Annotated in this window: 19 protein-coding genes; 10 read left to right on the top strand and 9 right to left on the bottom strand. The window is 57.9% G+C overall.

Annotation, left to right across the window (positions count from 1 at the left end):
- Positions 1-76: 76 nt before the first annotated feature.
- A complete protein-coding gene (locus EKH79_RS00670; RefSeq protein ID WP_425478445.1) occupies positions 77-1,120 on the bottom strand; it encodes an alpha/beta hydrolase family protein in 1,044 nt (347 codons plus the stop codon).
- Positions 1,121-1,744: 624 nt separating this feature from the next.
- On the opposite strand from EKH79_RS00670, the gene EKH79_RS18915 reads away from it, so the two are divergent.
- The 5 genes from EKH79_RS18915 (at position 1,745) to EKH79_RS00645 (ending at position 5,099) form a co-directional block, all read left to right on the top strand.
- On the top strand, positions 1,745-2,095 hold the full coding sequence (locus tag EKH79_RS18915; RefSeq protein WP_199754066.1) for a hypothetical protein: 351 nt from the start codon (positions 1,745-1,747) through the stop codon (positions 2,093-2,095).
- 58 nt (positions 2,096-2,153) lie between these two features.
- Positions 2,154-2,699 (top strand): Spy/CpxP family protein refolding chaperone, encoded by a 546-nt coding sequence (locus tag EKH79_RS00660; RefSeq protein ID WP_126671861.1) that lies wholly within the window; start codon positions 2,154-2,156, stop codon positions 2,697-2,699.
- A 201-nt stretch (positions 2,700-2,900) separates the two neighbouring features.
- Entirely contained in the window at positions 2,901-3,752 is an 852-nt protein-coding gene (locus EKH79_RS00655; RefSeq protein WP_158621162.1) for an alpha/beta fold hydrolase, read from the top strand.
- 126 nt (positions 3,753-3,878) lie between these two features.
- Entirely contained in the window at positions 3,879-4,280 is a 402-nt protein-coding gene (locus EKH79_RS00650) for an ExbD/TolR family protein (RefSeq protein ID WP_126671859.1), read from the top strand.
- Positions 4,281-4,364: 84 nt separating this feature from the next.
- Positions 4,365-5,099, top strand: coding sequence for a 2OG-Fe dioxygenase family protein (locus tag EKH79_RS00645; RefSeq protein WP_199754065.1), 735 nt, complete (start codon positions 4,365-4,367; stop codon positions 5,097-5,099).
- Positions 5,100-5,110: 11 nt separating this feature from the next.
- Here the strand turns inward: EKH79_RS00645 and EKH79_RS00640 are convergent, their stop codons facing one another.
- On the bottom strand, positions 5,111-6,559 hold the full coding sequence (locus EKH79_RS00640) for an alkaline phosphatase family protein (RefSeq protein WP_126671858.1): 1,449 nt from the start codon (positions 6,557-6,559) through the stop codon (positions 5,111-5,113).
- 256 nt (positions 6,560-6,815) lie between these two features.
- Between EKH79_RS00640 and EKH79_RS00635 the strand changes: the two genes are divergently transcribed.
- Positions 6,816-7,355: a DUF2059 domain-containing protein gene (locus EKH79_RS00635; protein WP_126671857.1), complete on the top strand. Its 540-nt coding sequence runs from the start codon at positions 6,816-6,818 to the stop codon at positions 7,353-7,355.
- A 64-nt stretch (positions 7,356-7,419) separates the two neighbouring features.
- Here the strand turns inward: EKH79_RS00635 and EKH79_RS00630 are convergent, their stop codons facing one another.
- Positions 7,420-8,325, bottom strand: coding sequence for a LysR family transcriptional regulator (locus tag EKH79_RS00630; RefSeq protein ID WP_126671856.1), 906 nt, complete (start codon positions 8,323-8,325; stop codon positions 7,420-7,422).
- 138 nt (positions 8,326-8,463) lie between these two features.
- Between EKH79_RS00630 and EKH79_RS00625 the strand changes: the two genes are divergently transcribed.
- Both EKH79_RS00625 and EKH79_RS00620 read left to right on the top strand, forming a co-directional pair.
- The gene (locus EKH79_RS00625) at positions 8,464-9,228 is read left to right on the top strand and encodes an SDR family NAD(P)-dependent oxidoreductase (RefSeq protein WP_126671855.1); all 765 of its coding nucleotides are present in this window, start codon (positions 8,464-8,466) and stop codon (positions 9,226-9,228) included.
- A gap of 132 nt (positions 9,229-9,360) precedes the next feature.
- Complete coding sequence (locus EKH79_RS00620) at positions 9,361-11,343, top strand: ferritin-like domain-containing protein (protein ID WP_158621161.1); 1,983 nt, start codon at positions 9,361-9,363, stop codon at positions 11,341-11,343.
- A gap of 7 nt (positions 11,344-11,350) precedes the next feature.
- Here EKH79_RS00620 and EKH79_RS00615 read toward each other — a convergent pair whose 3' ends face one another.
- The 5 genes from EKH79_RS00615 to EKH79_RS00595 all read right to left on the bottom strand — a co-directional run bounded on the left by EKH79_RS00615 (position 11,351) and on the right by EKH79_RS00595 (position 15,606).
- Positions 11,351-12,514, bottom strand: a complete 1,164-nt coding sequence (locus tag EKH79_RS00615) for a YncE family protein (protein WP_233590104.1) — start codon at positions 12,512-12,514, stop codon at positions 11,351-11,353.
- A gap of 55 nt (positions 12,515-12,569) precedes the next feature.
- Positions 12,570-13,385, bottom strand: coding sequence for a creatininase family protein (locus EKH79_RS00610; RefSeq protein ID WP_126671853.1), 816 nt, complete (start codon positions 13,383-13,385; stop codon positions 12,570-12,572).
- A 167-nt stretch (positions 13,386-13,552) separates the two neighbouring features.
- Positions 13,553-13,870 (bottom strand): hypothetical protein, encoded by a 318-nt coding sequence (locus EKH79_RS00605; RefSeq protein WP_126671852.1) that lies wholly within the window; start codon positions 13,868-13,870, stop codon positions 13,553-13,555.
- Positions 13,871-14,076: 206 nt separating this feature from the next.
- A complete protein-coding gene (locus EKH79_RS00600) occupies positions 14,077-14,340 on the bottom strand; it encodes a DksA/TraR family C4-type zinc finger protein (protein WP_126671851.1) in 264 nt (87 codons plus the stop codon).
- Positions 14,341-14,520: 180 nt separating this feature from the next.
- On the bottom strand, positions 14,521-15,606 hold the full coding sequence (locus EKH79_RS00595; protein ID WP_126671850.1) for a DUF748 domain-containing protein: 1,086 nt from the start codon (positions 15,604-15,606) through the stop codon (positions 14,521-14,523).
- A 658-nt stretch (positions 15,607-16,264) separates the two neighbouring features.
- Here EKH79_RS00595 and EKH79_RS00590 point away from each other — a divergent pair.
- Both EKH79_RS00590 and EKH79_RS00585 read left to right on the top strand, forming a co-directional pair.
- Positions 16,265-16,576, top strand: coding sequence for a hypothetical protein (locus tag EKH79_RS00590; protein ID WP_126671849.1), 312 nt, complete (start codon positions 16,265-16,267; stop codon positions 16,574-16,576).
- Positions 16,577-16,645: 69 nt separating this feature from the next.
- On the top strand, positions 16,646-18,460 hold the full coding sequence (locus EKH79_RS00585) for a tetratricopeptide repeat-containing diguanylate cyclase (protein WP_158621160.1): 1,815 nt from the start codon (positions 16,646-16,648) through the stop codon (positions 18,458-18,460).
- Positions 18,461-18,511: 51 nt separating this feature from the next.
- Here EKH79_RS00585 and EKH79_RS00580 read toward each other — a convergent pair whose 3' ends face one another.
- On the bottom strand, positions 18,512-20,182 hold the full coding sequence (locus tag EKH79_RS00580; protein ID WP_158621159.1) for a S53 family peptidase: 1,671 nt from the start codon (positions 20,180-20,182) through the stop codon (positions 18,512-18,514).
- Between the last annotated feature and the right edge of the window lie 569 nt (positions 20,183-20,751).

The following is a 20,751-nucleotide window of genomic DNA, read 5'->3' as shown; positions in this document are numbered from 1 at the left end:
GCGAGGGACCGCCACCTGTATCGACAGGTGACGGTATCTTATCGGCGATCGATGAAACATTTATGCCGGTCGCGGCTTACTTTTGATTGACCGGAGCCGCCTGATCGGGCTGGCCATACTTCTGGGCCAACCAGTCGAAAAGCGTCGCGTGCCATAGGCTCGCCGCACCGATCTGGCAATGCTCGCCACCGCCCGATTCGCGATCGAAGACCTTCGTGGTAACGCTGCGTGCATGCGTCAGGCTCTTCTGAAATGCATCGACCTGATCTAGCGGCACGAAGTGATCGTCCGCGCCAGCGAGAATGAGCACATCGCCGGTGATGCGCGATGCGACGGACGCCAGCGTATATGGCTTGAAAGCGTCCAGGACTGCAAAGGGATCGTTCACACCGAACACCCACATGCCGTTCTGCATCGACCATGTCGAACCCGGATCTTTTGGCCCATGCTCGCTGAGGAAACGCAAGGTTCCATCATAGTGATGGTCTCGCAACCAGAACACGAAGGATGGCACGCGTCGTGTCGCAATCGCATAACCATCGAAGAACTCGTCGTACGCAACGACACCGTTGATGCGCGGATCGAACGCTGCTGCACGTGGCGCGAGATAGCCGCCCATGCTTTCGCCGATCAGCACGATCTTTTGAGAAACCGGATGTTTCGCAAGAAAGGTATCGAGCACCGCACCCGTGGGTTTTTCCCATTCGGGCGTGAAGGCCAGGCCTTGTTCGCGCAAGATGGAACCCTGCCCCGGCCCTTCATACGTCAACACGGAATAACCACGCTGATGCGCAGCGGCAGCGACGTGGAAATACAGTTCTTCCATGGTGCTGTCATAGCCGCCGACCACGACAAGCAACGGTTTGTTCTCAGAACCGGCAGGCCCCGGATAGTAAACGGCGTTCAGATGATGGTTGCCATAGGGAACCTGGATGCGTTCGTAGTTGACATCAAGCACATTGAGCCCCTTGTAAAAGGCATCGATGTTTTTCTTCCATACCAAGGCATGCCGCGAATCGTTCGGCGCAAGAAAGAACTCTGCCGATCGGTAGTAGTTGTGCGCGCGTAGCAACGCGTTGCCCTTGGAGACGGCGTCGTTCGTGTTGTCGGCCAATGTCATGGCGCGATCGCCCGCCTGGGTCCACGCGGTATACCAATCGTTCGCATTGCCTGTGCGGATCTGCCCGATGGCTTGCGTTATATCTGCGGTGTCGCCGCCAACGATGGCAATATCGTTGAGAACGCGAAGGGCCTCGAAGTTATACGTCTGATCCGCAAAATAGCGTGGATTCCCGCGGTCTTCCGGTTTGGCCAGGACCTGCCACCCGATGACAGCCACTGCGAGCAGCAGCACGCCAAAAATGAATCGCCTCAGCATGATTACACCTGTTTAGGTTGAACCCCTGCGGCCCGGGAAATGCGGCCCGCTTCGTTCCTGGCTATTGTGGGATTAGCCGATTTGGCGGCCAGTGACAGATGTCAAACGCTTCCTGTGCGTTTTTCAGGCTAAAGGCGACGTATCGCCATCAGGCTAGGCACCTGAATGAACCGGACCCCACGCGGCAGATCGGTTTGAATAAACCTACACATGATTTGGCATAGACTCCGGGGTACGGCGAATAGTGATGATGAGTCAGACGTTGTACTCATCGCTCGATATCGCCCCGAGCACTTCCATCTTCGCAAGCAGCCAATGCTGGCCGGATGCCTGCGACAAACGCTGCACACTGAGGAGGGTAAGTTGATGACTCGCACCTCTCGCATTCCGTTACACCGAACATTGACCTGCGTGGCCATCGCCGTCACGGTGATGACTTCCTCGTTTTCAGTCGATGCGCAATACCATCGCCCACGGCCGGGTTACGGTCGTCCACCGCCGCCCCGTTATTACGGCCCACGCCGCAGAGGAGGAGACAACGGCGGTGCACTCATTGCCGGTGCCCTGCTGGGTGTCGTCGCGGGCGCTGCCATCGCCAATTCCAATGCGGCTGCCGCCGCGCCGCCGCCGGGCGTGGTGTATGCGTCACCGCCTCCACCTCCGCCGCCTGGCGTGGTCTATTACGACAACGGCGCGCCGCCACCTCCCGGGTATTGAAGCCAACACGCGCTTTGAAGCCGTCTTCGATCCGCACTCATGAATTGGAGTTCACACCATGAAAAACCCCATTCGTAAGGCTGCCGTACCCGCGTTGATATCGCTTGCCATGTTCACTGGCGTGGCGTGGGCGCAAACCGCGCCGGTGTCTGCATCTTCGACATCCGCCATGTCTTCGTCGTCCACTGCCGCCAAATCGCATGCACAGCGGCGCATGGACAATGTGGAACAGCAAATCACCACGATGCATTCGCAGCTGAGCATTACCGATGCGCAATCCAAGCAGTGGGATGCCTATGCGCAGACCATGCGCGACAACGCACAGAAGACGTCCGATGCCTTGAGCGGCCGCAGACAGAAGATGGCCACGATGAACGCCGACGACATCATGAAGTCCTATGCGGAGCTCGCGCAGATGCATGCCGATCAGATGCAGAAGCTGGCATCGGCATGGAGCGACCTCTACGCCGTGCTGACCCCCGATCAGAAGCAGACGGCCGATACGTTGTTCCATAACCGTCCGCTGCATCCGCGCCCGGCCATGCACAAGCACACCGCCAAACCGGCAAGTGCATCGTCCGCTGCATCCTCTTCAGGGACCTGACGAAGCGATTAGCACACGAAAGTAGCTACAAAGAGGCCAGCAGGTGCCCGAGACACACCGGGTATATCGCTGGCCTCTTTGCTGTGTATTTGTTGCAAAATGGGGACAACACGCAGAGAAACGGGACCGATGCCCGTTTATGAGAGATCGGCACCGTGCACAATGCACACGCGGATCCATAGCCGACGACGGGAGGTAACGATGGCGATCGAGGGCAATGTCGTACTTGCCGATGGCAGGGTCATGACGTATGCCGAATACGGTTCGCCAGAAGGTCGCCCGGTCTTTTACTTTCACGGCTCACCGTCATCGCGACTGGAACCGTTGCTGATCGGCGATGAGGTCTTCGCGCAGCATGGGCTGCGCATCATCGCGCCCGACCGGCCAGGCATGGGCCGATCGAGTTTTCAGCCACATCGAGGCTTTTCCAACTGGCCCGTGGATGTGCTGGCACTCGCAGAAGTTCTGAAGCTGGATACATTCTCTCTGCTTGGGTTTTCGGGCGGCGGCGCTTACGTCGCGGCTTGCGCCAGCCAGATCCCTCAGCGGCTGCGCAGCTCTGTGATCGTTTCGGGTGCGTGGCGCATGGATAATCATCCCTCCCTGGCCACTCTGCCCGCGATAAACCGTCTAGCCTGGTTTCTGACCAAGCGGTCGCCGATGTTGCTCGGCGTCATGCTCAATAACCTGGCGAAAGGTGCGGGCAAAGATCTCGCGCAGCTCAAGCGGTATCTACCGCCACCGGATTACGACACCTTCGAAGTAGCGGGACGCTACGAAGTCTATGGCTTCACCTTGCGCGAAGCATTGCGCCAAGGCAAAAAAGGCGTTGTGTGGGACATGCGCATGTATGCACAACAGCTCGACATTCGTCTGCAGGATATCCACACGCCGCTCCATGTTTTTCATGGTGCAAGGGACGCCAACGTGCCGCTCGCCCTGGTGAAAGATACCTTGGCGACATTGCCCACGGCTACGCTCGTAACCTATCCGCACGACGGGCACATTTCGACTCTGTGCAATCACTTCGACGAGATTGCAAAGTCGCTTTAGCGGCCCCGCTTACCAAGCTATCTATCCTTCGATAAAAACCCGCAGTAAGCTGAAGCCGCCCGGTTCCCCGCAATCTGCCGGGCCTACCAACATCGACAACCGCACGCATGCCCGGGAGGAAGAATCATGGCTTTCTCTGCACGTGTTTCCAATGACGTCATGGCTAGCATCAACGTCACACCGCTGGTTGATGTCTTGCTGGTGTTGCTGATCATTTTCATGATCACCTCGCCGATCGTTACGCATAAGACCGCAATGGATCTGCCGCAGTCCTCGTCCAAAGCAATGACAGACCCGCTAACGCCGATTCATCTGGCCATCCATGAAGACGGACAGATGTATTGGAACGACACGCCGATCGATCACAATCAACTGGTCACGCAGCTTGCTCTCGCCGGTGCACTACCCAAACAGCCCGCACTGGATATCGCCGCTGCGGATGGCGTGGATTACGACACGGTGGCTCGCGTCCTGGCGAATGCGAAGGCACAAGGCATCGAACGCATCAACATACTCGGTCAGTTTTGATCTGCACGTGCACGAGTTCAGGGCGCCCGCGTGGCGCCCTTTTCCATGCCAACGAATGCCCGCAATAGCTCGTATAATTGAGCGATGCAAAAGCACGCCGAACCGCTGGTTTCCCCTTTGCTTCATGCCATGCAGCGCGAGGGCTTCTGTTTCGTAACGGCCCAGACCATGCAGCCGCTGTTTGAATCGGTTGGAGCGTTGTCCGATTGGCAGGCCTTCGCCGATAGCTGGAACCAGCTTGGCCCCGATTCCTATCTTGCGGCCAAGGGGCGATTTCGCCGCCGGCGCCACGCGACGTTCTCGGCGAACGCACAGGGCACCGTGCAGTTGGAACCGCACCAGCCGCACTATCAGTCATTGCAATACAACACGCTGCAAGGCGATATCCAGCGCTGGTTCGAACCTGTCGAACCTGCCATTGCCAACGGCGCCAGCCTGCAAACGATACTAGCGTTCTGCAACGGCTTCTTCAGTTCGCTGGCACCACAGACGCTGAACTGGCATGTGGAAGTTCATCAATTCCGCATTGAAGCGAGCGTCGAAAACGCGGGTGAACCGACGCCGGAAGGAAGCCATCGCGATGGCGTCGATTTTGTGTTGGTTTTGCTGATCGACCGGCACAACATCGCAAGCGGTACGACCACCATCCACACGCCGGACGGAAAGCCGCTGGGCGATTTCACGCTGACGCACCCTCTCGATGCGGCACTGATTCACGACCCTCGCGTGTTTCATGGCGTGACCGCTGTCACGCCGCTTGATCCCTCGGAGCCGGCGCATCGTGACGTGCTCGTCGTGACGTTCAAGGCGAAGTCGTAACGCCTGCAGCGTCACGACTTCGAATCGTGCCGGCTCGCTTTCCACGCGGTCAATCGATCACGAATGTATCGATCGTAATCGTCGCCGGTGACGAGTTTGGGCAGCGAATGATACGTACCGTTCACTGCATCGGGCACAGGTAACCGCGACACGAGGTCCGCATACACTTCCTGCAAATGCGACGGCTTGTTCGCAGATGGGTTTGTACCGGTCGACGTCGGCACGACCACACCAGCCAAGGGATCATCCGTACGCGGCGTGGAAAGACTCAGCACCGCGCCCACATCCGGTGCAGCTGCGTCGCGTGCTGTCAAGGAAGGCACATTCCAGCGCAACTCGATCGTTTTCAGAACGGATGTGTGATCGAGCGGCATGGAACCTGCGGGCACGCGAAACACCGTTCCTGCACGAATCAATGGCGAAATCAGCAACGCCGGCACACGTGGCCCGAAGCGAGTGAAATCGAATCCATATTCCCCGGCGGAGTTATCCGGCGGAACCGCACCCGACGGCGGGGCAACGTGGTCGTAGCAGCCACCGTGTTCGTCGTAAAGCACAATCAACAGCGTCTGATTCCACAACGGGCCATTGCGCAACGCGTAGTACGTATCGTGGATCAGCTGCTCGCCAAGCGAGACGTCGTAGTTGGGATGCTGGCTATTACCTTTCGACCCCCAACTCGGCTCGAGAAAGGTGTAAGACGCAAGCGTGCCGTTCGCAGCGGCTGCCTGGAAAGCCGCGAACTCGCCGAAGTTGGCATCGGGTGCACTGGTCAAATCGGTGAAGGTCATGCGTGTCAGCGGATCGGCATCGTAGCCGCAGATCATCCAGCTGACATTCTGCTTGGTCAGCGACGCAAAAATCGTCGGTGACGTGAATGTTTTGGTCTTGTCATCCATGTGCCCTTGCGACGTCGCGGAATGGAGGAACGCGCGGTTTGGCAGTGTTTCGGTCGGCGCAGACCCGTACCAGTAATCGCACACCGCGAAACCCTGCGCGAGGGCCGACAACACCGGCAACGTTTCGGTCGTATGCATGCCCATGATGTCGTTTGCCACGGTGCCTGGCAGCACCGAATCTTTTTCTTTCGACTCCCACCCGAGGGTGTAGGAGAAATCGCTGATAAAGCCGTTATTCGTAGCCACCGGCGGTGTCGGCGCCGTGGTACTGCCGAACAGCTGAGAATTGGTGGCGGAATATCCCTCGCCAGGGTCCGCGCCCGGCATAAAATACGTGCTGGTGGTACCGCCTTGTATTTTGTACACCGTGACCGGCGCCGAGCCGCTCACGCCTGGATTGGATTCCTTACCTGTCAATCCTTCGTACGCCTGCCCTGCCGGAGACACATTGCCGGCGCTCGTATAAAGAAAACCAAGCATGTGATCGAACGATCGGTTCTCCAGCATTAAAACGACAATGTGGTTGATCGCCGAGAGCGGACTCGCGCCGGTTGCAGACATACAGTGTCACCTTCTGGTTTGGGCATCGGGGCTGTCATTACGTCATGTTCGATGTCGCGATTCGATCAACGACAGGTTTTTGCGATCGCGCAGGACCTCGCTTAAGGTAGACGCCCTCCATGACATTTCCGGTTCTTTTGCCGTCGCGCTGGCATCCGGCGATTGAGATGACGACCTTGTAATGATCTACTGTGACGACCATCGCAGCCAAAGCTGAACCGATGGCTGGGGAATCACATTATCTGAGGTGCACATCATGCGTGTATGGACAGCGAGCGTCCTGCTTTGTCTTTTTTCGTTGAGCCCAACTTTTGCCTTCGCCGATCAACCGCCCAGCGATGCGTCGGTGCGTGAACTGCTTGATGTGATGCAGGCGCATAAAATCGTGGACACGATCATTGGGCAGAGCGATGCGCTCGGCCGCAGCGCCGTTCAGCAGGCTTTGAATGGCCGCACATTGGATGCCCAGGAACAAAAAATCCTCGACAGCCAGCTTGACAAAGTTCACGGCGTGATTCTGCGCGAATTGTCATGGGACAAGATATCGCCCATGTACATGAATGTTTATCGCACTACGTTTACCCAAAAAGAAGTCAACGACATGATCGCGTTTTACAAGTCGACGACCGGACAGGCGGTGATCGAAAAATTGCCGCTAGTCATGCAGCAAAGCATGATGCAAATGAAGACGTATATCGCCAACATCATGCCGCAGATCCAGCAGATCAATCAGGACACCATCAGCCAGCTTCAGACGTATGAAGCGAGCAAGAAGGGCCAGGGCAGCTCGAAGTGAAGTAATGCCCGCCGGACGATAAGCAAAAGCCGGGCGTGATCGCTGCTTGCACCCGGCTCATTCGTCAAACCTCATCGAGATACGGCACGATGACGTGCGCCAGCCAATCCATGAATGTCTGCACGCGCACGGAAATATTGCGGCGCTGCGCATAAATCAGCGACACCGTCATCGGTTCGGCGTGATACTGAGGCAGCACTTCCACCAGCGCACCTTGCTGGAGCCATTTCCGCATGCCTGTGCATGGCGACTGGATAATGCCCAACCCGGCCAGGCAACCCGCTTCATACGCGTCAATGCTGTTGACGGTAAATACGCCGCGCATCGGCTCGTATCGGCAGGTTGAACCTTCCAGATACTCAAAGCCCGGCGGCCGCTGACCCAGCGTCGATACGTAGTGGATCATGTGATGGTTGGCCAGATCGCAGAGCTCGAGCGGCGCGCCGTGCCGCTCGATGTATGCAGGACTCGCGCAGTTGACGATGCGCAGCGTCCCCAACGGTCGTGCGACAAGACTGGAATCTTCGAGCGTTCCCACGCGTACCACGCAATCGAAACCTTCACCGACAACATCGACGCGCCGATCGGAGCAGCTCAATTCCACTTCGATCTGCGGGTGCTCGCGCATGAATTCGGGCAATCGCGGAATCACCTGATGCCGTGCGATGCTGCTGTTCATATCGACGCGCAAACGTCCACGCAAGGACTGCGGCGCATGCTGAAACATGGCACCAAGCTCATCCATGTCGGCGAGTAAGCTCTTGGCGCGCTCGTAAAAGCGCTGGCCGTCTTGCGTCATCTGTACTTTGCGCGTGGTTCGATGCAGCAGCTGCGTGCCTAATTGTGCTTCCAACTGTTGCACGGCCGTGGAGACGCTTGCCTTGGGCAGCCCCAAGTGATCGGCGGCCTTGGTGAAGCTGGCCAGCTCGGCCACTCGAACAAAGATATGCATGGCTTCGATGCGATTCATAGCCGCTCCGCGTATCGATCAGCGCCGCCAGATTGTTCATGTTTTCCGAACACAGCGCTCATGATCGCGACATTTATGCCGTCTGTACAGATCAATATGCTTATCCCGTTGGTTTCACCCCTACCCGGAGATGACCGTATGAGTACGCAAACCCCCATCGCCCTGATCACCGGCGGCAACCGCGGCCTGGGCAAAAGCATGGCCGTGAAACTGGCCGAGAGCGGTACCGATGTGGTGCTGACCTATCGCTCCAACCAAGCCGAGGCGGAAGCGGTCGTGGCGGCCATTCAGAAGCTTGGGCGGCGCGCTGTCGCGTTGCCGCTGGATGTCGGCAAGTCATCCACCTTCAAGGCGTTTGCCGATCAGTTGCGTGCGGTGTTGAAGGAACATTGGCAGCGCGATCGTTTCGATTACCTGATCAATAACGCCGGCATCGGCGTTCACGCCAGCTTCGCCGAAACAACGGAAGCGCAATTCGACGAATTGGTGAACGTCCACTTCAAGGGCGCCTTCTTCCTCACCCAAACCCTGCTTCCGCTGATCAACGATGGCGGCCGCATCCTGAATATCTCCAGCGGCCTCGCTCGTTTCGCGCTGCCGGGCTACGCGGCGTACGCGGCGATGAAGGGCGCCATCGAGGTACTCACGCGCTACCAGGCAAAGGAACTGGGTTCGCGCCGCATCGCGGTCAATACGCTGGCTCCTGGCGCCATCGAAACGGATTTCGGCGGCGGTGTCGTTCGCGACAACGCCGACGTCAACGCCTTCGTCGCCTCGCAGACAGCGTTGGGCCGCGTCGGACTGCCGGATGATATTGGCGGCGTGGTGGCCTCGCTGCTTGCCAAGGACAGCGGCTGGATCAACGCCCAGCGCATCGAAGCATCGGGCGGCATGTTCGTCTAACCATGTGAGAGACACGCCCTGCGCGAAAGGCATTCGTCGCAGGGTGTGTGACATGGCATAGCGGCCTATTCGCGTTCCTGCCAGAAGGGTGTAACGTGTTTTGTTGCCGCCACTCCAGTCATGGAGCCAGCCATGGATCAACCCGTATCGATCGCACCGCCTCCCACCCGCGAGATAGCGCTGCACGCGTTATATGAAGCGGCGGAGCTCGAACATTGTTTGATGTGTACGTATCTGTACGCAGCGTTCTCGCTCAAATGTTCGGTAGACGAAGGTCTCACGGCGGAACAGCTTGAAGCCGTAAAACGTTGGCGCCGTCTTATTCTGGAAGTGGCCACCGAAGAGATGGGCCACCTGTTGGCGGTGTGGAATATCACTGTGGCCATCGGTGGCGCGCCACGCGTCGGGCGATCCAACTTCCCGCTTGATCCCGGCTATCTGCCGGCAGGCATGGTGGTGAAGCTTGCCCCCTTCAACATGGAGACACTGCAACACTTCATCTATCTGGAGCGTCCGACGGATTCGAAGGAGCCTGATGGCGAAGGATTTGCGCCGGAGCGTTATTTCACACGCAGCACGGCTGGCATCCATTTGACGCCGATGGGCAAGGACTACGACACCGTCGGTGTGTTTTATGAGCGGCTGAGTTGGGGACTGACCCGCTTGGCGGAGGTGTTTGGCGAATCGGCGACCATGTGCGGCGACCCTTCGCTGCAACTGTGCGAAACCGATGTGGCCTTGACAGGTGCCAAGCGCGTGATTTGCGTCAAGACCGCGCTCGCCGCCTTCGATGCCATCGTGCGACAAGGTGAAGGTGCGCAGGAAAACACCCTGGACTCGCACTACCACAAATTCGAAAGCATACGCGCCGAATACCAGGCCATCCTCGCTGCCGATCCGACGTTTGCCCCTGCTTTCCCTGCAGCGACCAATCCCGTGTTGCGCAAACCCCCACGACCGGAAGGCCGCGTGTGGCTGGAAGATCCTCGCGCGATCGCGACCGTCGATCTCGCCAATGCTTCGTATGGGTTGATGCAACGCTTGCTTGCGTACGTTTATGCCGTGCCGTCGCACGATCCGGACAAAGCGCTGGCGCTGGATCTCTCCATTGGATTGATGCACGCCATCGTGCCGCTGGCCGAACGCGCCGCGCGATTGCCGGCAGGTCCGTCGAATCCGAACTGTCACGCGGGCATGTCCTTTATTACCGTGCGCGATGCATCCGCGTTGCCGCCAGGCCCTTCTGCGCGTCGCTTCTTCTGCGAACGTTTCAAGCAATTGGCTGAAGCCGCTGAACGCACGCGAGATCCGAATGATCCGCGCACCGCGCAAGCTGCATCCGTTTTGGCGAAGCTGCAACAACGCGCCGAGCAAGGCTTCGATCTCTCTCGTCCGCCGCCGTATGCCGCTGCTGCCGCGGCACCAGCAACGGCCGCGCCACCCGCGCCGAAGGATGTGCCAGCGACATCCGTGCAGGATGGTGTTGAACAGGTCGAAGGAGAAAAGCTGACGTTGCTGTATGAAGGGAAGCGATGCATCCACGCGCGATTCTGCGTCACGGGTGCACCGACAGTCTTTCTGGCCAACGTCAAAGGTGCGTGGCTTTATCCGGACACCATGGATGTGGAGCGGCTCGTCGACATCGCCCACGCCTGCCCCTCTGGCGCGATTCGTTACAGGCGCAAAGACGGACGTCCCGATGAAACCGCACCGCCGGTGAATCTTGCCGCGACACGCGAAGCCGGCCCTTATGCATTTCGCGGCGACCTGCGTATCAACGGCAGCTTTGCCGGTTATCGCGCCACGCTGTGCCGTTGCGGGGCATCGAAGAACAAACCGTTCTGCGATGGCTCGCACCACGACATCCACTTCGATGCCACCGGCGAACCAGCAACGTCCACGTCACCCGAAACACTGGCTACACGCGATGGTCCGCTGCAGATCGATCCGCAAACCAACGGTCCATTGAAAGTATGCGGCAATCTGGAAATCACCAGTGGAACGGGACGCATGGTCACGCGCATGACCAACGCGTTTTTGTGCCGATGCGGACATAGTCAGAACAAACCTTTTTGCGATGGAAGCCACGCAAAAGTTGGATTCATCGCCGACTGAGGGGCAATCAACGCATGATGCCGGTGTGGCCCAGCGAGTAACGACCCGGTTGCGGCCATACGGCCAAACCGTGCGGTTCCATGCCGACCTTGATGATCTTCACCGCACCGGTGGTGGTGTCGAACGCATAGACGACGTCATCGAAGCGGCCGGACAGCCACAGGTACTTGCCGTCGGCGGTGACGTTGCCCATGTCCGGGCTGCCGCCGCCGGGAATCGGCCAGTTGGCAACGACCTTGCGCGTGGCGAAGTCGATGACTGACACGCTACCCGGGCCATGTGCCGGACCGTGCACTTTGTTGGAACCGCGATTGGCGACGTAAAGCTTGGTCGCGTCGCGGCTCGGATACATACCGTGCGTACCGATGCCGGTCTTGAGGAAACCGATCTGCTTGAAGCTGTCGCCATCGATCAGATACACGCCGTTGGCCATCATGTCGGCCACGTAGAACACCTTGCCATCGGGTGAGACGCGGATGTCCTGCGGCATGCCGCCTTTATGCAGTTCGATGTAGCCGACCACCTTCTGGTTGACCATGTCGATCTTGGCAACTTTGCCGCCAAATTCGCAGGTGAAGATCGCGTACTTGCCGTCGATCGAGAAATCCGCGTGATTGATGCCTTTGCACTCGGGCACCTGCAAGCTCATCTTCAGTGCCATGGTGTGCGCATCACGAAAGTCCAGGCGCGCATGGGCTTCGGCGACAACGATGGCTTCTTTGCCGTTGGGCGTGAAGTACATGTTGTACGGATCGTCGACCATCACTTCCTTGCCCGGCTTGCCGGTCAGCGGATCGATCGGCGTGAGGCTGCCGTCGTTGTGGCCTTCGGCATTGTTGGTCACCCAAAGCGTCTTGAGATCCCACGACGGCACGACGTGCTGCGGACTGCGGCCTACCGGAAACCGGTCGACGACTTTGAATGTCGTCGGATCGATCACGTATATATCGTTCGAACGCAGGTTCGGCACGTAGATGCGCTGCAAGGCGCCCGCCACGTTCGGGCTGAAGTTATTCAATCCCGCGTCGCTATACATGTTGTTGGGATTGGACACCGGAGGCATCCCCGGAACGGTGGTCACCGTTTGCGCCAGCGCAACGCCGGTCACACAAAGGCTTGCCAGGACAGCGCCAGCAAACGATGCAAGACGCCCAAATCGATCACATTTCACAGCAAATTCCTGTATCAGAGACTAGGTAACGTAGGCCGAATAAACCGGGACGACGCTATCGCCCCGTGGTGTCTTTCCGGATGGCATCGACCGTGCGCGAAACTATAGCATCCACGCCCAGCTCACCCAGTTGGGCCGACGAACGATGCGGGTCGCCACCATAGACACCATCGTTGGCGCCGAGTTTTGGCGCGGTTTGCAGCGCGCTCAGCCGGACCATCTGGGGCGCCACCGCCAGTTGCAGCGACGTATCCGCCAACCCGGCATGGGTACCGATTTCATCGTCGCGGATGCCATGCTCGCGAAGGATCTGCGCGTAGCCATCCGACGAGGTCTGGTAGTACTCCGGCGGGAGGAAAGCGTGCGCGTTCGTGCCAGACCAGGTCTTGTTGAGGTGTGCCACTACCTGCTTCAGATCATTCTGGTAGCCGCCGTGATCGCCCAGGAAAACGATGTTCCTGAAACCGTGCACGGCAAAGCTATTGGCAGCAGACTCGAGCATCTTTTCGAACACATCGTCGGGAATGGTAATGGTGCCCGGAAAACGCATGTGCGAACTTGGTGGCGCGTAGCCACCTTCGGGTACATACGAGACCACCGGCGCAACGAGCGCATTGCCAAGCTTCTGTGCAATCTTCTCGGAAAGATATTCCGCGCGCACATTGTGTTTGCCGACGGCAACGTAGGGTCCGCTTTGTTCGGTACCGCCGATGGGAATGATGATGGTGGTCTTGCCGGCGCGAACCTGATCGCGTATTTCCGTCCAGGTGAGGTTCTGCAGCTGGACCGTTTGCGGCGCCTGCGCATACGAAACGTGCGCGACAAGTATCAACGCGATAGACGCGAGCACGCGTCGAAGAGAATGTTGCATCATCGTTGCCCGGCAAAAAACGAATGGGTGATGTGGAAGGCGATGTTCAAACGCCGTCTATGGTTACATGCACGCGCGTCTTGCGCATCCCCTCGCTGCCCATCATCCGCGTTTTGCCACAAATAATCGCCGCGCAGGCACGGTGGACATGCCTTGATCGCGCACGCTCAGCTTTCGTTTTCGGGCATGGCCTTGCGGAACACACCCTCCCAATATGCCACGCGCTCCGAATAGGCTTCTCGGACCGATTCGGGTTGGTCGTCCTGCAAGCTGCGTACGTGGGAGATCGGCAACGTCGCGGAGGCCATGAGCCGCCAGGTATCGGCAGCGGCCCGCAAATGCGAGTGGGATGCGAGAAGTGCGGCGATCACTTGTTGATCGACCATCTGTTGAGCACTCAGCGCCATCAGACCTTCCAGCGCGACGTCGGTGCGCTGCGAAAGAAATGTCACTGCATCACCCCAATTTTTGAAGCTGACTTCCATGGGCGGCTCCTTTTTCGAGTGGGGACGAACAGAGCCTACTCTCTAACCAAGTACAGCTCTGTCTTCGAAATGTTGAAGCACAATGCTTGGTTCAATGAACATCGGTCGATGCGATCTGCGCATCCTGCGCGTGCATAAAAAGTGGAGACGCTTTTGCGCAGCTGCACGCGCGCGTTATTCATCCTGCATACGATACATGGCAATCGCTAGCGTAGCTGACTGTCTTTACTCCCGCGCCGGTTATAGAGGTTTGCGGAACGTTCAGCGTCCTGCGCTTCCTGGCAGGCGACACAAAGCCGCACGCCTGGCACCGCTTTGCGGCGTGCGGCGGGAATGACGGCATCGCACTCTTCGCAGTGGGTAAGTCCCGGGCCCTTTTTCAGCTCGCGGCGCGCACGCTGAACCGCGTCGTTGACCGTGGCATCGATCTGGTCCTGCACGGCGCCATCGCCTGCCCAACCCGTCGCCATGGGAACCTCCTCACTTCAAAAAGGTAGATCCGGCGGGTATGGCACCGGCCGGCAACTACCCATATGCGGCCAAAACCCGCCGAGTCCAAGGTTACAACCAGGTTTCCGGGGCGACAAAGCTTGAGGCGACAGGTATCGCCGATTTCACGCTATCTCGACGTAGCCAGGGTACCGCGGCAGTCAGTGGCCCGCATCGTCCGGCGCGGGCTTCAGATGATCCAGCTGTGCCTTATAGGCCTGCACGAAAGAGGTGTGCAGCACATTGAAAATAGCCTGCGGCTTTCCGGCCTCACTGTCGTCGATACGTCCGCTGATCGGCACCCGGGCAACGAACTGATCGGTGGACTGATCCTTCAACAGTGAGACCACACCTTGTGCGGCCGCTTCATAAAGCAGCTTCACTGGGCCTTTTTTTTCCTGCTCCACATCTTTCTTCCAGCTGAAAAGTTGCAGATCCTTGAACACCGGCTCCGCATAACCTTCCAGCTCGCCGTTTCTGGCTTTGAGCTCCATCGTGAAATCGCCCGTGCCGCCTGCGAAATCCAGACCGGTGTAGGCGCGTGCCAGATCGTTCGCGCGTACGAGTTGAATACGCGTGACATGGATGTGGTAACTGAAATCGCCAAAGCGATTGGTGGGATCGAAGTCGGCGTTGGTTTCCAGCGGTGCATCCCCGAGAACCATCGCGGTAGTGTGCAGCGTGGCGACGCGCGATCCGTTCTCGCGTTGCGCCTTGCTGAGATTGGTAACGGTGCTGTTGACGTTGGTCATCTTCAGATCGACACGTGGGCTGGAAACGAAATTCCGAAATGTCACGGTGCCGTTGTGGACGTTGATTTCGTCCACCTCGGCGGGAATCAGAATATTGAGTTCGTCACTCCAGTTGACGCCCTTGCCGGTTTGCCGCTCGCTGTCGGTCTTGCCGTCGATGAAATTCACCACCGGATCGTAAAAACCGGCTTTGCCGCGAAGACGGCCATGAAACGCCGCGCCGTAGCTGAGCGTGATCTCCGTATGAGGCGCCACCAGAAAGGGTTCGCTCGGCGGCGCGCCGTCCTTCTGGATACGAAGATTCTCGATGGCGTAGCTACCGCGCCAGATTTGCAGATGAACGGCTTCCATGGAGCCGTGATACGGACCCATGTGTTCGATACGATCGTTCAGATAATGGCGAACCATGAAAGGCATCGCGATGCGGACGATGATCAGCACAACGATCAACGCGAGAAGCAGCCCGCCAAGCTTGTGCACATGCGCGACTTTCACAGCGCGGCTTCCGTCACGGATAGACTTCAGACTGTAGCGCAATACCCGCCGGACCGGGCAATTTCAGCGACCGTTTTACTCACTTGCGGCGCAATGGATTATCCCGCCATGCTGCGCCGAATCTGAGCGACGCTCGCACCGTTGAATAAGGTGTCGGTGATCGATTGGAGAAGCCATTCGCCACTGCCGCCGCATAATGGCAAGTATGGGTAGTAGTGCTCGCACGCGATTGCTCGGCTGACCATGACGTGATCAATGACCAGGCTGCAACACTATCCATCCAGTCACCGCGGATCGAGGAATTGCACTTTCCGGACTACCTCAATCAGACATGGTTAGCTGCTCCGCCGTATACCCCCTTCAGCCGACGCAAGCACACATGCGCCTGACGGCGTTGGATACACGAAGGAAAAGTCTTAAAAGTCACGTTAATTCAATATGATAGAACATCACTGTCGACGCCAGCGTCCTATCGTTTTCGCGCCGACTGGGGCCATACAACCGCTCTATGGCAGCCGATGCGATGCATCACATCGGGGCATGCCTAGCCAGTTATGATGGGGGTCGTCCACGGCCATTCTGTGGACCGAGCATCCCAAAGGGTTGATCGTTAGGGGACTGCCACGGCAGTTGCACACAATGTACAGGGGGCCGCTCGATGTCGAGCATTATTGATTTTCTAGAACGCATGGGCAGCGAGGCACAACTGCGTGACGCTTCGCCGGAAGAACTGGAACTTGCACTGAGCGAAACCGAGATCGAAGCGCCGCTACGCACAGCGATCTTGAATAAAGATACATCCGAGCTGCAGGCGTTATTGCGACTGGTGCCACTTTTCGGCATACAAGCCACCCCGGATGAAGAGGAAGAAGAAGACGAGGATGAAGACGAGGATGACAATGCAGGCAAACCTAAACCAAAAGGTCTGCAACGGAATGCCAGCGAGCTCGTCACCGTGACGTCTGAGTGACCCATGGGCGGTTCCGGCACAACACGCCGGAAAGTCTGGGCGGGAGCGCTGTTGCTCCTGGGTATATTCGTGGGCACTGCATTATTTGCAGTGCCCACCGCAAACGCCATTGCACCCGAAACATTTGCCAGAGGTCCTGAGTCGAAGAATCCACAGGAACTGCTTGTACTTGCAGACAACCTGAAAACATCCGAGCACGATCAATTTGTAAGGCTGCTGGATGAACTGGGCCACGATACATCGCACATGACGGACCAACAGCTTGCGTACCTGCGCTACCTGGTCGCGTGGCAAGTCGCTTACAGCGGCGACTACGAACATGCCGAGCCGCTGTTGAAAGCGCTGATGAATCAATCCGGCAACAATGACCTACGGTTTCGCGCCACCGCGACATTGATCAACATTCTTGGCATCAGCGGCCACTATGAGGAAGCGTTTTCCATCCTCAACCAGGCGCTCGATGACGCGCCGCAAATAAGCGACAAGACCGCGCGCTTCCAGGTCTTTACCGAAGCGGCCCAGCTGCTGACCGAGGCCGGGCAATACAATCTGGCCGTCAATTATGGCCACCAGATCATTGCCGATTTCCCGCAGGGTCGAAATGCCTGTGCGGGCTATTACGTCATGCTGCACGCTCAATTCGAGAGCGACGGCTTAAAAGCGGCAGCGCAGGAATTTCAACGCGGTATCGATGTGTGTCTGCAAGCCAGCGAAGGTCTGATCGCCGACTCGATCCGGCGCGACGTCGCGCACTATGACATTCAAAACCATCACGCCGATGCTGCGGCCGCATTGCTACAAGGCAGTTATGCGAATGTGCTGGGTTACCAATACCCGGACCTGACGACCGAGTACAACGCACTGCTCGCTCAAGCATATTGGGACAAGGGTGACCCCGCTCGCGCCGAACAATATGCGCAATACGCGCTGAAAAGCGCGGTCAAAGGCGAATTCAACGAACCTCTGAGCCTGACCTACAAGGTGCTATATCAAATAGCCGCGCAAAAAGGTGATCTGCGCAATGCCCTCGCCTATCACGAGCAATACATGGCGACGGATAAAAGGCAGCTCGATGAAACCGAGGCGAAGGTGCTTGCGTACCAGCTGGTCAAGCAACAGATGGACGCAAAGAAGGCAGAGCTGGCAGAACTGAACAAGCAGAACGAAATTTTGCAACTGCAACAGGCGCTCGATCATAAAGCGGTAGTAACCGGCCGTCTTTACATTGCGCTTTTATTGACGGTTCTCGCATCGATCGGATTCTGGCTGTTCCGTCTGAAGCGTTCGCAATTGCGTTTCATGCGACTTGCACGCCGAGACGGACTGACCGACATATTCAATCGCCAGCATTTTGTAGACGAAGCGGAGCAATCGTTGCGCTATGTCGCCAAATCCTCGCGCAACGCCAGCCTTGTGCTGATCGATCTGGATCATTTCAAAGCGGTCAACGACACGTATGGCCACGAAGTGGGCGATCAGGTACTCAGGCGCGCCGTGGCCATTTGCCAGCACTATTTGCATTCCAGCGATGTGTTTGGCCGTCTTGGCGGCGAGGAATTCGGCATTCTGCTGCCCGAATGCGATCAGGAGCGTGCGCGGGAATGTGCCGAAACATTGCGCGCGGCCATCCATGCCGAACCCGCAGGCGAATCGAACGACATCGCCATCTCGGCGAGCTTCGGCATCGCCTCGACCGTCCATCACGGCTACGAGCTGCGCCAGTTGCTGCTTGCCGCAGATGAAGCGCTATATCGCGCCAAGCGCGATGGCCGCAATCGCGTGGTCGTCAACGCTAGCCGCACGAGCGATGACGTATCGTCGCCCACCGAGCCGTCGCTATACGGCATACGCAACACGACACACTGCGCGGATCCGACCCATTAAAATGACCCGGCCGGGAAGACCGGGTCATCGCCCTGCTCGACGAGAAAAGTATTACTTCGCCGGTTTCTTAGCTGTCTGCGCGGCATCTGACTTGCTGCTGGATGCAAGATTTGCCGCGATATTTGCCACGCTCAGGCTGCCCCAGCCGGTGGTGTAATCCCAACCTGTTGCGGCGGTTTCACCGTCGTTGTTCCCCGATGTGACGTCGTGGAAGTCCGTCGAATAATTCGATGTGGCATCCGAATAAATCAGCGGCGCGGCAAATCCCAAACTTGTGCCGTCCGCTTGCAGGATAAGCGCCCACGAACCGACGAACAGTGGCGACGCCAGACTCGTACCGCCAATCTGCTGATTGGCCTGGCCATCGACAATCACGAGTGATCCGGTATCCGGACTGGCATCGAACGCCACATCCGGCACGCCACGATAACTGGAACTGCCATTCTGGCCGACGCCTTGTTGCCAGCTTGGAATCGGCTCGATTGTGCTTGGGCTGCCGCCCGTAGCACCCTCGCTCTCGCTAAGGTTGTTCCATACCGTTTCGTTGGCCCATGTCGTGGTGTTGTCGGTGTACAGCTCCGTACCGCCCACAGCGACGACATAGGGGGAACTGGCGGGGTAGCTCGGCGTGGTTCCGCCGTTACCGCATTCGTCGGCGCCGGAATCACCCGCCGACACGGAGAACGTCTGACCTTGCGATTGAGCCTGCTCGAAGATCTGATCGTCGGTAGATGTCGGCGCATCGGTTTCGCATTCGCCGAGCGAGACGTTGATCACGGGCACCGCATTGGCCGACACGGCCGCGTTGTAATCAGTGGTCAAGTCGGAATCCTGCATCGATGCAGCGTCGTACAACACCAGTTGCTGCACGCCGCCGGTGATGCCGACGATGTCCTGGGTATCCAGGTCCCACTCGTCGTCGCCGCTGGTATCGCTACTGCCGCTGCCCACGACCTGCACGTTGATCGTCGGCAGATTGTTGCTCGAAGCAAATTGCTGCAAGTCGCTTTCGATGTTCGTCATGCTGCCTTCGGTGATCACACCCACCGGAATCGATGTCGCCGGCGAAAGGCTGCTTGCGTTGTAGATGGCATTGAAATCGGTGGGGTTATGCGCCACTGCAGTACCGCTGTCATCGGCATGCACAGCCTTGCGGTTGATGCGGTGGGCAAAGGTGTGCGCGACGTGCACGGTCTGCACGCCAAGCACTTCGAGCACCGAATCTTGCAAGGATGCCGGAATCTTCACGTCGCTGGCATTGGCATAGGCATCTCGCCCGTCATGCGTATGAACATGCACAAAGGCCGTATTGAAAGCCGACTGCGCGGTATCCGCACGCCCATAGCCTTCTACCAGCATACGATTGGGTGCAATCGTCACTTTGGAAAAGCCTGCTTTGGTCAGGTAATCCGCCACCGCCTGCGCTTGCTCGGTAGTCGGTGCGTACTGCGCCTTGAATTGATCGGGCGTCAGCGCCTTATGGCCGGGCTTGGCCAGATAAGCCTTCAACTGGGCCTGATTGCGCAGTTTCAGAGAAACCACCACGTGCATCGGCTGCGAAAAAGCCAACGGCCCGACCACCGTGTCGCCCTGGCGCAACGAGGTTGCATGTTTGACAGTGATCATGGCGGCGGCATCGCTTTGTGTCGCGGCAAACCCTGACGTGACCGTGGCCAAACCCAAAGCAATGACCATTGACTTGATACGAAGATGACTCGGCATTTCTAACTCCCACAATTTCGGGGCAAACGACCCTGATGAGGTCGAAAACCCCATGACAAGAAATGTCGCGCTCACGCGACTCCGTTGTGTATTTGAAAGTGCCTTGCGATTCCGTGAGCTTCGGTTGAGCTGCTGCTCCCCCTGCGATCCCGACGCAGGCAGTGCCGACACAACGCTCAGACGATGCAATCCTTCAGTCATGCGCATCGCTGTGGAATCATTCGTCGCGTGGTCCTTATGACGAACGCAAGAAAACTAGGGATCGAAGGATTTCGCGTCAAGCGCAATATTCAGCTTGCAAACGCAAGAATTAATTGCGGTTCACCAGTGTGTACGTCATGCGTTTGAATTTCACGAATGTCAAAGCGCGCGCACGCGTTCTTGTTTTTCGGATGCAACATCTTTTATTCGCGACAGCTTTTTGCAAGCGTTTCGCGTCAATGTCGCAAAGCCTCTCGATTACGCGTGCGCTGTTTCGTCCACATGATGTGAAAAGTGAATAGCGGACATGCAAGATATGCTGCAGAAAACAAGGCGGATATTTTCCATCTGAATAGTTTTTCGTGCAA

The sequence above is a fragment of the Dyella dinghuensis genome, from assembly GCF_003977615.1.
In the GTDB taxonomy this organism is placed as follows: Bacteria; Pseudomonadota; Gammaproteobacteria; order Xanthomonadales; family Rhodanobacteraceae; genus Dyella_B; species Dyella_B dinghuensis.
Note: the sequence above shows the minus strand (reverse complement) of the source record. Positions and strands in the feature narration are given on the sequence as shown.

Bases quoted from the DNA above. Each gene is read 5' to 3' on its own strand.
- EKH79_RS00670 (WP_425478445.1), bottom strand. From the start codon at position 1,120: ATGACATTGGCCGACAACACGAACGACGCCGTCTCCAAGGGCAACGCG.
- EKH79_RS18915 (WP_199754066.1), top strand. From the start codon at position 1,745: ATGACTCGCACCTCTCGCATTCCGTTACACCGAACATTGACCTGCGTG.
- EKH79_RS00660 (WP_126671861.1), top strand. From the start codon at position 2,154: ATGAAAAACCCCATTCGTAAGGCTGCCGTACCCGCGTTGATATCGCTT.
- EKH79_RS00655 (WP_158621162.1), top strand. From the start codon at position 2,901: ATGGCGATCGAGGGCAATGTCGTACTTGCCGATGGCAGGGTCATGACG.
- EKH79_RS00650 (WP_126671859.1), top strand. From the start codon at position 3,879: ATGGCTTTCTCTGCACGTGTTTCCAATGACGTCATGGCTAGCATCAAC.
- EKH79_RS00645 (WP_199754065.1), top strand. From the start codon at position 4,365: ATGCAAAAGCACGCCGAACCGCTGGTTTCCCCTTTGCTTCATGCCATG.
- EKH79_RS00640 (WP_126671858.1), bottom strand. From the start codon at position 6,559: ATGTCTGCAACCGGCGCGAGTCCGCTCTCGGCGATCAACCACATTGTC.
- EKH79_RS00635 (WP_126671857.1), top strand. From the start codon at position 6,816: ATGCGTGTATGGACAGCGAGCGTCCTGCTTTGTCTTTTTTCGTTGAGC.
- EKH79_RS00630 (WP_126671856.1), bottom strand. From the start codon at position 8,325: ATGAATCGCATCGAAGCCATGCATATCTTTGTTCGAGTGGCCGAGCTG.
- EKH79_RS00625 (WP_126671855.1), top strand. From the start codon at position 8,464: ATGAGTACGCAAACCCCCATCGCCCTGATCACCGGCGGCAACCGCGGC.
- EKH79_RS00620 (WP_158621161.1), top strand. From the start codon at position 9,361: ATGGATCAACCCGTATCGATCGCACCGCCTCCCACCCGCGAGATAGCG.
- EKH79_RS00610 (WP_126671853.1), bottom strand. From the start codon at position 13,385: ATGCAACATTCTCTTCGACGCGTGCTCGCGTCTATCGCGTTGATACTT.
- EKH79_RS00605 (WP_126671852.1), bottom strand. From the start codon at position 13,870: ATGGAAGTCAGCTTCAAAAATTGGGGTGATGCAGTGACATTTCTTTCG.
- EKH79_RS00600 (WP_126671851.1), bottom strand. From the start codon at position 14,340: ATGGCGACGGGTTGGGCAGGCGATGGCGCCGTGCAGGACCAGATCGAT.
- EKH79_RS00590 (WP_126671849.1), top strand. From the start codon at position 16,265: ATGTCGAGCATTATTGATTTTCTAGAACGCATGGGCAGCGAGGCACAA.
- EKH79_RS00580 (WP_158621159.1), bottom strand. From the start codon at position 20,182: ATGCCGAGTCATCTTCGTATCAAGTCAATGGTCATTGCTTTGGGTTTG.